Source organism: Klebsiella sp. Sb-30, from assembly GCF_057652795.1.
In genome coordinates, this window is record NZ_CM172749.1 from 4,717,701 (window position 1) to 4,730,738 (window position 13,038).

The window sequence follows — 13,038 nt, forward strand, 5'->3', positions numbered from 1 at the left end:
GAATGATGAATCACCTTACTAAAACCCTCATTTTCGGCCTGCTTTCTACGGTGATGTTCGGCGCGCAGGCCAACGAACATCAGCATGGCGAAATGATGAACGCCGCGCCCGCCGCGCAACAAACGCCGGCCATCAGCGCCACCGGCGAGGTTAAATCCATTGATATGGAAAGCAAAAAAGTCACCATCGCCCATGATGCGATTCCGGCGGTGAACTGGCCACCGATGACCATGCGTTTCACCTTTACCCCGCAAACGCCGCTCAACGACATTAAAGCCGGCAGCAAAGTCGCCTTTACCTTTATTCAGCAGGGCAATCTCTCCTTATTACAGGATATCCATCTCGCACAGTAACGCCCACGGAGATAGCTTCCCAATAACACCGGAATGGACACAGATATGGCCTCGTTAACCCTCAAAAACAGCGCGCTGATTATCGGCAGTATGCTTATTGGCGGCATGATCTCCGCAAGCCTGTACGCCTGGTTCTCGCCACCAACCGCCGCGGACAGCGCGGCACCGACCGGTACAAAAGAGGCCCGTAAAGTGCTGTTCTGGTATGACCCGATGTACCCTAATACGCGCTTTGATAAACCGGGAAAATCACCGTTTATGGATATGGACCTGGTGGCGAAGTATGCCGACGAAGAGGGAGCCTCCCCGTCTACACCCGGCGTGCGTATCGATCCCACGCAGACCCAAAACCTGGGGTTGAAAACCGAACCCGTTCGCCGTGGCCCGCTGCATTTCGAGCAGCTGCTGCCGGCGAGCGTCAGTTTTAACGAATATCAGTTTGTGATTGTGCAGGCGCGCTCGGCGGGATTTATCGAGAAAGTATATCCCCTGACCGTTGGCGATAAAATTCGCCAGGGCACGCCGCTGGTCGATCTGACCATTCCGGACTGGGTCGAAGCCCAGAGCGAATATCTGCTGCTGCGGGATACCGGCGGAACCGCCACCCAGGTGGAGGGGATCCTCGAGCGTCTGCGCCTCGCCGGTATGCCGGAAGAGGATATTCGCCGCTTAAAAGCGACGCGTAAAATTCAGACCCGCTTCACCCTCAAAGCCCCGATCGATGGCGTTATCACCGCCTTTGATTTGCGCAGCGGGATGAACATCACCAAGGATAACGTGGTGGCGAAAATTCAGGGAATGGATCCGGTGTGGATCGGCGCCGCGGTACCGGAATCTATTGCCTGGCTGCTTAAAGACAGCTCGCAGTTGACGATTTCCGTTCCCGCCTGGCCGGGGAAAACCTTCACCATCAGCAAATGGACGATTCTGCCCAGCGCCGATGCCACGACCCGCACGCTACAGCTGCGCCTGCAGGTGGATAACCCCGACGAGATGCTCAAACCGGGGATGAACGCCTGGCTGCGGTTGAACACCCAAAGCCAGCCGATGCTCTTGATTCCGTCAAAAGCGCTGATCGATACCGGTACGGAGCAGCGGGTGATCACGGTTGACAACGACGGGCGTTTTGTCCCGAAACGTATCGACGTATTCCAGCAATCCGGCGACGTCACGGCGGTCAGCGCCGGCCTCAGCGAAGGCGAAAAGGTGGTCTCCAGCGGTCTGTTCCTGATTGATTCGGAAGCCAATATTTCCGGCGCGCTGGACAGGATGCGCGCGCAGACGCCTGCCGCGCTACCGACACCCACAGCGCACGCCCACTGAGGAGATGACAAATGATTGAATGGATAATCCGTCGCTCGGTGGCCAACCGCTTTCTGGTGATGATGGGCGCGCTGTTTCTCAGCCTCTGGGGCGCGTGGACCATCGTCCATACGCCGGTCGATGCTCTGCCGGATCTCTCGGATGTACAGGTTATCGTTAAAACCAGCTACCCGGGGCAGGCGCCGCAAATCGTCGAAAATCAGGTCACCTGGCCGCTGACCACCACCATGCTGTCGGTGCCAGGAGCCAAAACGGTACGCGGCTTCTCGCAGTTTGGCGACTCCTATGTGTACGTCATTTTTGAGGATGGCACCGACCCCTACTGGGCGCGCTCCCGGGTACTGGAATATCTCAATCAGGTGCAGGGTAAACTGCCGGCGGGCGTCAGCGCCGAAATGGGACCGGATGCAACCGGCGTGGGCTGGATCTTCGAATATGCGCTGGTCGATCGCAGCGGTAAACACGACCTCGCCGAACTGCGCTCGCTGCAAGACTGGTTTTTAAAATATGAGCTGAAAACCATCCCCAATGTCTCGGAAGTGGCATCGGTCGGCGGCGTGGTCAAAGAGTATCAGATTGTCGTCGACCCGCAGAAACTGACCCAGTATGGCATCAGCCTGTCGACGGTGAAATCCGCGCTGGATGCCTCCAACCAGGAGGCGGGCGGTTCCTCCGTCGAGCTGGCGGAAGCTGAGTATATGGTGCGCGCCAGCGGCTACCTGCAGACGCTGGATGACTTCAATAATATCGTGCTGAGAACCGGCGACAACGGCGTGCCGGTCTTTTTGCGCGATGTGGCGCGGGTACAAATGGGCCCGGAAATGCGCCGCGGCATTGCCGAACTGAACGGTGAAGGCGAAGTGGCCGGCGGCGTGGTGATCCTGCGCTCCGGCAAAAACGCCCGCGAAGTGATTTCCGCCGTTAAAGACAAGCTCGAGACCCTGAAAAGCAGCCTGCCGGAAGGGGTAGAAATCGTGACGACCTACGATCGCAGCCAGCTGATCGACCGGGCGATCGACAACCTCAGCAGCAAGCTGCTGGAGGAGTTTATCGTCGTAGCACTGGTCTGCGCGCTGTTCCTGTGGCACATCCGCTCCGCGCTGGTCGCGATTATCTCTCTGCCGCTTGGTCTCTGTATCGCCTTTATCGTCATGCATTTTCAGGGACTGAACGCCAACATCATGTCGCTGGGCGGTATCGCCATTGCCGTAGGGGCGATGGTTGACGCCGCCATCGTGATGATCGAAAACGCCCATAAGCGGCTGGAAGAGTGGGAGCACCATAACCCGGGGCAGAAACTGGCCAACGACACGCGCTGGAAAATCATCACCGACGCTTCGGTGGAGGTCGGCCCGGCGCTGTTTATCAGCCTGCTGATTATTACCCTGTCGTTTATCCCGATTTTTACCCTCGAAGGACAAGAAGGGAAGCTATTTGGTCCCCTCGCCTTTACCAAAACCTGGTCGATGGCGGGTGCGGCGCTGCTGGCGATCGTGGTGATCCCGATCCTGATGGGCTTCTGGATCCGCGGTAAGATCCCGGCGGAAACCAGTAATCCGCTCAACCGTTTTCTGATCCGCATTTATCACCCGCTGTTGCTGAAGGTGCTGCACTGGCCGAAAACCACGCTACTGGTTGCACTGCTGTCGATCCTGACGATCATCTGGCCGCTTAACCGGGTCGGCGGCGAGTTCTTACCGCAGATCAACGAAGGCGATCTGCTGTATATGCCCTCGACGCTGCCGGGGATCTCAGCCGCGCAGGCAGCGGATATGCTGCAAAAAACCGATAAGCTGATCATGACCGTGCCGGAAGTGGCCCGCGTGTTTGGCAAGACCGGTAAGGCAGAAACCGCCACCGACTCCGCGCCGCTGGAAATGGTCGAAACCACTATTCAGCTCAAGCCGCAGGCGCAGTGGCGGCCGGGGATGACCATGGAGAAGATTATTGAGGAGCTGGATAAGACCGTGCGGCTGCCGGGGCTGGCCAATCTGTGGGTACCGCCGATTCGTAACCGCATCGATATGCTCTCCACCGGGATCAAAAGCCCGATCGGCATTAAGGTTTCCGGCACGGTGCTCTCCGATATCGACGAGGTCGCCGAGCGGATCGAAGTGGTCGCCCGAACCGTGCCGGGCGTCACCTCGGCGCTGGCAGAACGCCTGGTGGGCGGGCGCTATCTGAATATCGATATCAACCGCGAAAAAGCGGCCCGCTATGGCATGACCGTAGGCGACGTTCAGCTGTTTGTGTCGTCGGCCATCGGCGGCGCCATGGTGGGTGAAACGGTAGAAGGCGTTGAGCGTTATCCGATCAACATCCGCTACCCGCAAAGCTATCGCGACAGCCCGGACGCCCTGCGCCAGCTGCCAGTCCTGACCCCGATGAAGCAGCAAATCACCCTCGGTGACGTCGCTGAAGTGAAGGTGGTGACCGGTCCTTCGATGCTGAAAACCGAGAATGCCCGCCCGGCCAGCTGGATCTACATCGACGCCCGCGATCGCGACATGGTCTCCGTGGTTCACGACCTGCAAAAAACCATCGCCGAACAGGTGCAGATGAAACCGGGGATCAGCGTGTCGTACTCCGGACAGTTTGAGCTGCTCGAACGCGCCAATCAGAAGCTGAAGCTGATGGTGCCGATGACGCTGATGATCATCTTCGTCCTGCTCTACCTGGCGTTCCGCCGCTTTGGCGAGGCACTGCTGATCATTACCAGCGTACCGTTCGCCCTCGTTGGCGGTATCTGGTTCCTGTACGGGATGGGGTTCCATCTGTCGGTTGCCACCGGCACCGGGTTTATTGCGCTGGCCGGGGTGGCGGCGGAGTTTGGCGTGGTGATGCTAATGTACCTGCGCCACGCGATTGAAGCTCACCCGTCGCTGGAAAATCCGCAGACCTTTAGCGTCGAAAAGCTCGACGAGGCGCTGTATCAGGGGGCGGTGCTGCGCGTGCGGCCAAAGGCGATGACCGTGGCGGTGATTATCGCCGGCCTGCTGCCCATCTTATGGGGCACCGGCGCAGGATCGGAGGTGATGAGTCGCATCGCCGCCCCGATGATCGGCGGGATGATCACCGCCCCGCTGCTGTCGCTGTTTATCATCCCGGCAGCGTATAAACTGATGTGGCTGTACCGGCACCGGCAGACGCGGAAAGCGATATCGGCTTGATACCAGGCGGGGGCCAGAACGGCTCCCGCTTTTATCACTTCAGCGCCGTATTAACGGCCCAGTAATTTCTCATACTGCGCCTGGAACTGCGGCGCATTCCACGAACCGTCAAACAGGGTGTAAGTGATGTAGCCCTTATTTAACCAGCCGCTGTCGGTATCCTCCGTCGTTGGCGTCAGCGACGCCGGGTTCATGCCCTGCTTCGCCGTGCCGTCAGCCTGTAGCTCATAGCTAATCTGCGGGACAGGGAACTGCTCATTGTCGATGTAATGGACGCCTTTAATCTCCGTTGTCGGCAGCGGCGGATAGTTGATACTCAACCCCGACCCTTTGGGTAATAAGGCGGCACCCGGCTCGCGGGTGGCATTCAGCTTATCCACCACGGTCACGACGTAATCCACCGCATCGGGCCAGTATTTATGCGTGCTGGGCCATTTGTTTTTCATCTCCTCTTCCGTGAAGCGATAGCCGATGCTGGCCGCAATAGCCGGGAAACCGTAGCGCAGCGCGCGGGCCGCGGCGCTAACGGTGCCCGAGTTCACCTGCGCCATGCCGGTATTGGGGCCATCATTCACCCCAGAAATGACCAGGTCCGGCGCCGCCTCTTTCATCACCCCCCACAGGCCAAAATCCACGGCATCCGCCGGCGTGCCCGGGAAGCAGTAGCGCTTGTCAGCCACTTTCTTAACATCGAACGTTTTACCCGGTTTGAAGGTTATCGCTGAGCCGATGCCGCTCTGGTTGGTCGCAGGCGCCACCATCCACACGTCATACCCTTTGGCGGCCAGCTTTTCCTGTAACGACGTTGTGCCAACCGACTGGCAGCCATCGTCGTTAACCAGCAGGATTCTGAGCGGTTTTTCCGCCGCCTGAGTCGAGGCGGTCAGCATGGTGAGCAGCGCAGCGGCGAGGATGTTGATTTTCACGATCACTCCTTAGTCAGTATCAAGATATTTATCTGGCGCAAAAAAAAACCTAAGGGACCTGCACGCAAATTGACTTGCGCCAGGTCCCTTAGGTTTTGCCGTTATTCCGTTACAATCCCAGGACGTTGGAAAAATACTCCGTATCGGCAGAATAATCCAGAGGCAGCAGGCTTATTATGTGACTACGGTCAATAACAACAAACTATTCCCACTAAAAACAAAGGCTGAAAAATGATATTTCACCTGAATCCGAACAGCTAATCATTGCGAATTATCCCTGCTGCTTTTTGACGATATTGGCGGGGGGTTGGAATGTTATTGGTAACAAACCACAGGGCATGCGAACGATCACATTTATTAATATAAAAACAAATTCCGCCTGTTTTTCCATCGCTAACATGATAAAGTCGGCCACATTGGATTGTTACTGTTTTCAACACAGGCAAAACCTACGTCATATACTCTGGCGGCATCGTGCAACACATGCCCAACCCGAGTCGCTGACGTAGGTTTTTTTTTGGCTTTAAAATAATAAAAAGGAGAACAAAATGAACAAATGGCTAACCGCAATCATCATGATCGCCAGTGCCGCAACCTGTTCAGCAGCGGAAATGAAAGACGATGGCAGCATTAATATTTATTTTGCCCGACACGGGAAAACGCTATTAAATACCTTTGACCGCGTGCAGGGATGGGCCGATTCTCCGCTGACGGAAGACGGTATCCGCGTCGCCCGTTATCTCGGCGAAGGTTTAAAAGAGGTGAAGTTCGACCGTTTTTATTCCAGTGATGCCGGGCGACAGCGGGAAACCCTGGCGGTGATTCTGAAACAGGCCGGGATCGCCGATTATCACCCGATCGAGCTGCCTGGCCTGCGCGAAGCCTTTTTTGGCAGCTTTGAAGGCGGCTTCAACAAGGATATGGCCGCAGCCGGCGCAAAACAGCTGGGGTTAAAAGACAGCGCCGCCCTGTTCAGCAAAATGAAAGCAGGCACTCTGCCGGTGGCGGAAAGTCAGAACGCGCTGGCCGCTGCCGACCCGCAAGGTATGGCAGAAAATTATCAGCAGGTGAAGAGCCGTACTCAGGCGGCGTTGCATACCATCGTTGAAAATGCCGAGTCCCAGGGTGACAAAAATATCCTCGCCATTTCGTCCGGCACCTCGATGCAAATTATGATTTCCGACCTGACCGACGACACGGCGAAAAATAAACCGCTGGCCAACGCTGCGGTGGTGAAAATTGTCTATAAAAATGGCATCTATTCGGTTCCAGAAATCGGCACCATGAAATATGTCGAAGCCGGCAAGCAGGCTCTCAATAACAATAACTGATCGCTTAATTATATTATTGCAGATGACTGTTGAAGCCAGCCCCAGCTGGCTCGCAGCATCTCGCCTCGGGGTTTATAATGAAAAATAATATTATTACTATGATGCTGCTGACGCTTCCTGCCTGTGCCTGGTCAGCGAATGACGTTGCGCAAGCGGATATGATTGATACGGTATTTGCCGATCCTTTTTTTAGCCAGTCCCATATGACGCTGTCGCTTAAAAACTACTGGAAATATCTTAAGGAAGAAGAGACAGAACCCAAGAAAGTGCACAATGCCTGGGGCCAGGGCATTGCCGTGGATTACCAGTCAGGTTATTTCGCCGATATCATCGGTTTCGATGCAACTTATTACGGTGCCATCAAGCTGGGTGCCAGCGACTATTTTAACTCGCGCGGCGTGCTCTATAATAACGGGACCGGTAATAAAAAGAGCAATGCCGAAGGTTTCTCCAAGTTTGGTCAGCGCAGCATGAAGCTGAAATATCAACTCGCCGATCTCAATCTGAACGCCCGCTGGGGCTGGCAGATGATTAAAAACACTGGCGTCATCTCCACCTCTACCCGTCTGTCGCCCACCACCTATCTCGGCTGGACCGGCGGCGTCAACTACGGTGACGTGACCCTGCGCGGCGCCTATATCGAAAGTTCGATGGACCGTAACTCGCCGGATAAGAAGCGCTTCCAGACCAACACCGGACGCTATCTTAACCATATCGCCAGCGGCGATATTCTGTGGCAGAGCGACCGGCTGAATTTACAGTACGGCTATGGTGAAAGCGATAACTACCTGCGCCGCCATGTGCTGTTCACGCAACTCAAACCGCTGAAGCAGTTAAATATTGGTACGCAGATTTATGCCACTCATGCTTTGGATGAATATAAAGCGATGCCGGCCAATAAGCGCGATTTCGACAGCAATGCCCGGCATTATGCGATTGATGTCAAATGGCAGGCGGATAACTGGAGCACGAAGTGGGGGCTGGGCTATACCGATGCCGAAAAAGCCCACGAAATCGGCTTTTTCCCCCGGCATATGAGCAAGAACTCACGCGGCACCTTTATTTCGATGGCCTACGCCGGCAGCGACTACATGCGTGACGGGGAGCTGGTGCTGGCAAATATTTCAGACTACAACCTGACGCCAGAGCTGGCGATAGGTCTGGCGGGCAACATTGCGCAGTTCAACTACAAGGGCAACCACGTGCGTACGGGTGAAATCAACGCGTTTAGCCGCTGGGTACCAACGCATCCGAAGCTGAAAAATCTGACCGTCTGGGCGATGTTCGGGCCAGGATGGTCCTATCGTATGAACGGAAAAACGCCGGTGCTGAACGATGGACACTATATCCGGGCTAATTCCCTCTCTTCCGAGGTCATCATCGAGTATCGCTTTAGTCTGTTCTGATCATTCATCCTGCCGTAAAAGAACAACTCTCGCTGCAGACCATCAGCGCCGATAAATAGCAAGAGGCGCTGTTGAGTCTGCACTCAACAATCATGACCGCAAAAAGCGTTTTGCCGGCGCGTGTGAACGAAAAAATGTGATGTGTGGCCGCGTCGCTGACAGGCCCGATTTCCGGGCTCTGTTGCTGGCTTGCCTGGCGATGGATTGACTCTAGCGGGCTGATAAATCTATCTTTGCCTGCCGATGTTTAATATGCGCCTTTAGCAGACTCTCTCTCTCCTCTACTGTCGCGGCGGGATCCATCTTTTCATACTCAAAGGTCATGGTGTGCTGCCGATAGGGTATGAGTAACGAGTTATTGTTGAGCAACAGCTCACCAATCGCGTTTACCCGGCTCGGTTCAATTCCCGGTACCGCTTTAATAATAACCCCGCACGGAATATCACCATTATCCTGCACGATAAGCAGTGAATAAAAATCGTCCAACGCGGCGGATTTCCAGGCGGGAACATCAAATTGATTATATTTAATGCCCTCGCCATTCGCAGGCATAAAGTCAACGGTATAGAAAGGTATAAAATCGTTTTCCCGTAATGCCAGCGAAATAAAGTCCCGATCTTCTGTCTTTTGGATCGTGGTTAATAATAGCCCCAGTAGATACTCCATCTGAGTCAATGCCAGATCGATAGCGACCACGCTATCATTTTGCAAAAAGAACAAAAACGTGACCCGTTCCTGATACGGCTTCATCACAAAATCGATCGTCCGCAGAGCGACATCGGGCTGCTGGACCTCATCAAGCGTGACGACAGGGATCCGGCTATTTAACGCTTCAGACTGGGCAATCACTTGCTCTCTGACGCCCTCAGCATCCTCCCGGAACATCATCTGCAGCCTGCGATAACCGCTAAAGACGGCAAAAAGCAAGGACTGTAGCCGATCGGGCGGCAGATAAATGAGACTTTCGGAGCCCGATGCACTGTGTGCTTTCAGCGCCAACGCTAGTACGCCTGTCGCTGATTTAATAATCCCGGTATTAATACCCATTAGTTTGTTCATAAAATGATTCTCTTAATAAAATATGACGTCACGGTGTGATTTTTGCCAAATCAATAATCCTGTCGGCACAGGCAATAGTCGAAGGACGATGAGCAATAATAATCCGGGTAATATTTAAGGATTCAATCGCTGCATTAATTATCTTTTCATTATTGATATCGAGATGACTGGTCGCTTCATCCATAAATAATATTCGTGGTTTTTGATAAAGCGCGCGAGCTATCAGCAGGCGCTGCTTCTGGCCGCCAGAAATCCCGGCACCCAGTTCCCCGATAATCGTTTCATAGCCCATCGGCATGCGTAAAATCTCTTCATGGATATTACATTGCATCGCACACTCGATGACCAGCGCCTCATCTACCTCATCGTCAAACCCCGAAATATTATCGGTAATGGATCCGGAAAAAAGACGATCTTCCTGTAAGACGCAGGCGATATTGCTGCGGAAATTATTAATGCCAATTTTGTTAATATCGAAACCACCGATAAATATCTCGCCTCGTTCAGGCGTGAGCAGACCCGACATGACTTTTAATAGTGTCGTCTTACCAATGCCCGACACGCCGACCAGCGCGACGGACTCTCCTGCGGCCACGCTAATATTGACGTTAGAAAAAACAGGTTTTGACAATAAATCATACTGATAGGCTAAGTCCCGAACCTCCAGAGAGACGCCAACATTCTCTTCGAAAACGTTTCTTAACGGGGAGTCGACCTCCGGCTCACTATAGACAATTTCAGAAATACGTTCGTTGTGCAGCGACAGCATTTTCAGCTGCATCGTCAAATCGATTAACGAGGCGGCACGTTGAGTAAACTGGCCGCGATAGGCATTAAACGCCATAAACATACCAATGGTCATAGTATTATCCATCACCATCTGCGCGCCCAGCCATAAAATCACAACCTGATCGGCTGAATTAATGAACGTGTTTATGCCGCCGAACAGCATATCAAAACGCGTCTGTTTCAGACCGGCATTGCTGACATCAATATTGGTGTTCAGCCAATGTTGCGAGCGTCTGTTTTTGAGATTAAGCGATTTTATCGTCGCAATACCGTACAACGACTCCATAAAATGCGAGCCAGAACGCGCACGTTTGACGATTAACTCCTCGCTGACGGTACGATAAAACTTATAGGTCAGCGCTCGCATGATGGCGTAGCAAACGGTAAAACCTAATACTACCCAGACCAGCCAGCCGCCATACAAACTCAGCATGATAAGCAGGCCAATAGTCATGATCGAGTCGATCATTCCCGTCACGATGCTGTTGGTAAACGTTGCGCGAATGATATCCAGAGAAGCAAACCGCGACTGTATATCCCCTAACTGGCGCTTTTCAAAAAATGCCAGCGGCAGGCTCATCAGATGATCAAAAAAGCTGGTTTTCCACTGCACGTCGGTCAGCGTATTCAACTTGAGAGAGACCCACGCGCGGATCATGCTGACCCAGGTTTTAAAAATGGTAAAAAACATTAACCCGACGCAGATGACCAGCAGCAGGTTTTCGTCATGTGCGGTAATGACATGGTCAGTCACGATCTGCGTCCCCATCGGCAACAGCAAATTCACCGTTTCAATCACCACGGACAGCATGAATATTTTGATCAGTGCCGACTTGAGGCCAACCATGTTGTGCATTAAGTCCAGTAGCTTAAGTCGGGAGCGCTGCTTTTCCTGGCGAAAGTCGCTATCAGGCCATGCCTCCAGCGCAATACCGCTGAAGTTTTCTGATAATTCCTGAAGATGCACCACGCGTCTTCCCAGCGCCGGATCGTGAATAATGAAACGCTTCCCTTTTATCGCCACCAGAACGACAAAATGGTTTAACGACCAGTGCAGGATGCACGGCAGCCGGAGTTCCTTGATCTCAGCAATATCCAGCGACAGGGCCCGCGTCTTGAGTCCAGCCTTCTGCGCAATCGCCGCCAGAACGTTTAATGTCGCCCCTTGTGAAGTGGAACCGTAGCGGTTACGAAAATTAAACAGATCGATATCTTTCCCGTAGAAACCGCAAATCATTGATAAACAAGCATTACCGCATTCCGTTGACTCAGACTGGATAATAACCGGAACTTTGTTTTTCATGGAAAAATTGATTCTTTTAAAAATAGAATCAAGCACATCTTTATTCATCTCCGGGTCCCTTCAGACTCTGAACGACTTTATATACTGGCGAGAATAGCCACTGGTACAGCGGTCTTTCCTCAGTAAAAACGATACTTTTCGCCTTGAGGCCATTCGCCAGAACCAGCCTGCGATCTTTATAGATAAATTCTTTGTCTTTAATATTGATGATTGCTTTATATAACGTAGGCGCTGGCGCATTGCTCATCTGGTTATTACTATATTCAGCCAACTCCCGTCGGGTCGCCGGCATCGATGATATCGACAGCACTTTCCCCGAAAACTGACCAAATTTATCGGAAGGAAATGCATCGTAGCGAATATTAACGATATCGCCGATTTTGACATAGGGTAAACTGTTGTCGGGTAACCACAGCAATAAATAGTACTCAATACCGGTAAGTTGTTTTACCTGAGCCAGGCTGCTCCCGGCTTCCACCATTTGACCGCGGGTAACCGCAATCGATTCGACCCGGCCACCAATAGTCGACTTCACTACAATTTTACCGTTGGCGCTATTTTCAATGAGCTGCGTCTGCAGATCTCTCAGCTGAGAATATTGCGAGGTAATCTGGTTATCAAGTTCTGCCGTCTTGACGGTTAAATCACTCCGCGTCTGCGTGAGCTGTAATTCCAGCTGCATTTTTTGCGATGATAATGACTGAAACGCATTTTGCTGTTGCACAAAAAGAGAGTGCTGATTATTGTACTGATCTTTATTGATTAACCCTCTCTTAAGATAGTCGCTATAGTTTTGTAGCGATTTCTCTATGTGGGTGAGCCCCTTTTGCGCCGTAGTCAGCATCTTTTCAGTTTCATTCAGGGAGTGTTCATAACGCAGAATCTGACGGTGCGTTGTCTCAATGAAACCATCTTTGTTTACCTTAAGCTTCGCGATGATATCTTCAGCATTAACTATCTTTGCTTTCACCATTGCAACATTAGTATCACTGACGTTCCCACCATCGGTGCTTTTAGATACATCAAGTTCAAATAATACCTCACCCTTCTTAACCACATCCCCGACCTGAATAGACTGCCTGGAGACTGAACCAGGCTGCGGTGAAGATATGTTAAGAGGATGCGGTAACGTGATAACCTCACCAACAACATCGATTCTTTTGGTATATTTAAACAGACAAAGCATCGCAATAATCATCACTAGAAAAGCAACGCAGCATGCGGAAATGATTAATGGTGAAACGCCTCTGAGCAGAATGACTCTTCCTTTCCAGTAGCTTCTCTGATGCTCTATCGCTTCCCGCCTGAACAATCTTTTACCCATGAGTACCCGGCCTGATATTAAAAGGCCCGACGCATCGGGCCAAACTAGATGCTA

The 13,038-nt window shown here is 52.6% G+C and carries 9 protein-coding genes; 5 read left to right on the forward strand and 4 right to left on the reverse strand.

All coding sequences use genetic code 11. The features are described from left to right. Window positions 1–5 precede the first annotated feature (5 nt). From cusF to AC236I_RS22085, 3 genes are read left to right on the forward strand one after another with little or no spacing between them, the layout of a single operon-like run. Entirely contained in the window at window positions 6–353 is a 348-nt protein-coding gene (gene cusF, locus AC236I_RS22075; protein ID WP_015585239.1) for a cation efflux system protein CusF, read from the forward strand. Between the two features lie 45 nt (window positions 354–398). Next, on the forward strand, window positions 399–1,676 hold the full coding sequence (locus AC236I_RS22080; protein WP_032716449.1) for an efflux RND transporter periplasmic adaptor subunit: 1,278 nt from the start codon (window positions 399–401) through the stop codon (window positions 1,674–1,676). A gap of 11 nt (window positions 1,677–1,687) precedes the next feature. Then, a complete protein-coding gene (locus AC236I_RS22085) occupies window positions 1,688–4,846 on the forward strand; it encodes a CusA/CzcA family heavy metal efflux RND transporter (RefSeq protein WP_048025014.1) in 3,159 nt (1,052 codons plus the stop codon). A gap of 50 nt (window positions 4,847–4,896) precedes the next feature. On the opposite strand, the gene surE is transcribed toward AC236I_RS22085, so the two are convergent. Further along, window positions 4,897–5,736 (reverse strand): 5'/3'-nucleotidase SurE, encoded by an 840-nt coding sequence (surE, locus tag AC236I_RS22090; protein ID WP_155075448.1) that lies wholly within the window; start codon window positions 5,734–5,736, stop codon window positions 4,897–4,899. Window positions 5,737–6,320: 584 nt separating this feature from the next. Between surE and AC236I_RS22095 the strand changes: the two genes are divergently transcribed. Both AC236I_RS22095 and AC236I_RS22100 read left to right on the forward strand, forming a co-directional pair. Beyond that, entirely contained in the window at window positions 6,321–7,103 is a 783-nt protein-coding gene (locus tag AC236I_RS22095) for a histidine phosphatase family protein (protein ID WP_015585243.1), read from the forward strand. A 77-nt stretch (window positions 7,104–7,180) separates the two neighbouring features. Continuing rightward, a complete protein-coding gene (locus AC236I_RS22100) occupies window positions 7,181–8,509 on the forward strand; it encodes an OprD family outer membrane porin (protein WP_487608638.1) in 1,329 nt (442 codons plus the stop codon). A gap of 210 nt (window positions 8,510–8,719) precedes the next feature. Here the strand turns inward: AC236I_RS22100 and yjeJ are convergent, their stop codons facing one another. Genes yjeJ through AC236I_RS22115 form a run of 3 tightly spaced genes read right to left on the reverse strand, consistent with a single transcriptional unit; the run spans window position 8,720 to window position 12,984 of the window. Beyond that, window positions 8,720–9,568, reverse strand: a complete 849-nt coding sequence (yjeJ, locus tag AC236I_RS22105) for a YjeJ family protein (RefSeq protein WP_044347947.1) — start codon at window positions 9,566–9,568, stop codon at window positions 8,720–8,722. Window positions 9,569–9,596: 28 nt separating this feature from the next. Then, window positions 9,597–11,708, reverse strand: coding sequence for a peptidase domain-containing ABC transporter (locus AC236I_RS22110; protein ID WP_032716442.1), 2,112 nt, complete (start codon window positions 11,706–11,708; stop codon window positions 9,597–9,599). Further along, window positions 11,701–12,984: an HlyD family secretion protein gene (locus tag AC236I_RS22115; RefSeq protein WP_487608639.1), complete on the reverse strand. Its 1,284-nt coding sequence runs from the start codon at window positions 12,982–12,984 to the stop codon at window positions 11,701–11,703. The genes AC236I_RS22110 and AC236I_RS22115 overlap by 8 nt, the downstream gene beginning before the upstream one ends. Window positions 12,985–13,038 lie beyond the last annotated feature (54 nt).

Coding starts and splice junctions, on each gene's coding strand:
- yjeJ (WP_044347947.1), bottom strand. CDS start 9,568: ATGAACAAACTAATGGGTATTAATACCGGGATTATTAAATCAGCGACA.
- AC236I_RS22110 (WP_032716442.1), bottom strand. CDS start 11,708: ATGAATAAAGATGTGCTTGATTCTATTTTTAAAAGAATCAATTTTTCC.
- AC236I_RS22115 (WP_487608639.1), bottom strand. CDS start 12,984: ATGGGTAAAAGATTGTTCAGGCGGGAAGCGATAGAGCATCAGAGAAGC.
- surE (WP_155075448.1), bottom strand. CDS start 5,736: ATGCTGACCGCCTCGACTCAGGCGGCGGAAAAACCGCTCAGAATCCTG.
- AC236I_RS22080 (WP_032716449.1), top strand. CDS start 399: ATGGCCTCGTTAACCCTCAAAAACAGCGCGCTGATTATCGGCAGTATG.
- AC236I_RS22095 (WP_015585243.1), top strand. CDS start 6,321: ATGAACAAATGGCTAACCGCAATCATCATGATCGCCAGTGCCGCAACC.
- cusF (WP_015585239.1), top strand. CDS start 6: ATGAATCACCTTACTAAAACCCTCATTTTCGGCCTGCTTTCTACGGTG.
- AC236I_RS22085 (WP_048025014.1), top strand. CDS start 1,688: ATGATTGAATGGATAATCCGTCGCTCGGTGGCCAACCGCTTTCTGGTG.
- AC236I_RS22100 (WP_487608638.1), top strand. CDS start 7,181: ATGAAAAATAATATTATTACTATGATGCTGCTGACGCTTCCTGCCTGT.